The sequence below is a fragment of the Anaerostipes sp. CAG:276 genome (assembly GCF_000432215.1).
Lineage (GTDB): Bacteria > Bacillota > Clostridia > Lachnospirales > Lachnospiraceae > Anaerostipes > Anaerostipes caccae.
Genome location: NZ_FR889168.1, coordinates 1 through 838, shown reverse-complemented (window position 1 = coordinate 838; position 838 = coordinate 1). Strand labels below are relative to the sequence as shown.

Below are 838 nucleotides of genomic sequence, written 5' to 3'. Positions count from 1 at the left end.
TGAAATCCCACTTCACTTCGTTTCCGTCTTCCTCTGTATAATACCAGCCCTCAAACACATATCCCTCTTTTGCAGGGTCCCTCGGAGCTTCCGCACAGTCGCCTCCTTTGACTGTCTGTGTTTCCGGCTGGTAGTCTCCTCCGTCAGGATCAAAGGACACTCTGTGATCCCCGGTCAGCGTCACCTTTACTGTGGCTTTATTTCCGTCAGAAAGGGAAAAGGTGAGGTCAAAAACTCCCGTTTTTCCATCTTTTTTTGCTTTGTTGATCACTGCCAGCTGGCTTTCATCCACCAGAATCTTTGCATTATCCAGATTCTTGTCTTTTCCTTTTGCCTGGCAGAGGTCGATGATCTGTTCCTCCGTAAAGGGCTCTCCCTTTGTAGGCTGTGTCGCATGGTTCGCTCCGATCACAGAAAAAGGATCATCCTGTCTTTCCTTTGCGGCATCTGTTCCCTCATCTCTCAGAAATACAGTGATTGTAACCGTTGTATTGTCCGGCGTCCGGAAAGTCAGAGGAAAATCGCCGGTCTTCCCTGCGGTCTTTGCCGCATTGATCGCTGCAATCTGCTCTTCCTCTGCAAAACTAAGATCCTCTGTTGGAATCTCCATCCCGTCTTTGTCCACCGCTTTTACCATGGACAGCTCTTTCAGCTGCTTTTTCGAAAAACCGTCGCCGCCGGTTTTGCTGATGATATGTTTCCCCTTTATCATCTCACCTGTGTCCGGGTTTTCTGTAATCGCATCGTACTCACCGACCAGTGTGACCGTAACGGTTACTTTATTTCCCTTTGCATCAGAATAGGTCAGCTCAAACTCCCCGGCTTTCCCCTGTGTCTT

General features: G+C 48.9%; 1 protein-coding gene. It reads right to left on the bottom strand.

What is annotated here, in order from left to right; all coding sequences use genetic code 11:
• The coding region (locus tag QVP35_RS00810; RefSeq protein ID WP_288187708.1) for an InlB B-repeat-containing protein at positions 1–838 on the bottom strand (838 nt) is incomplete at both ends.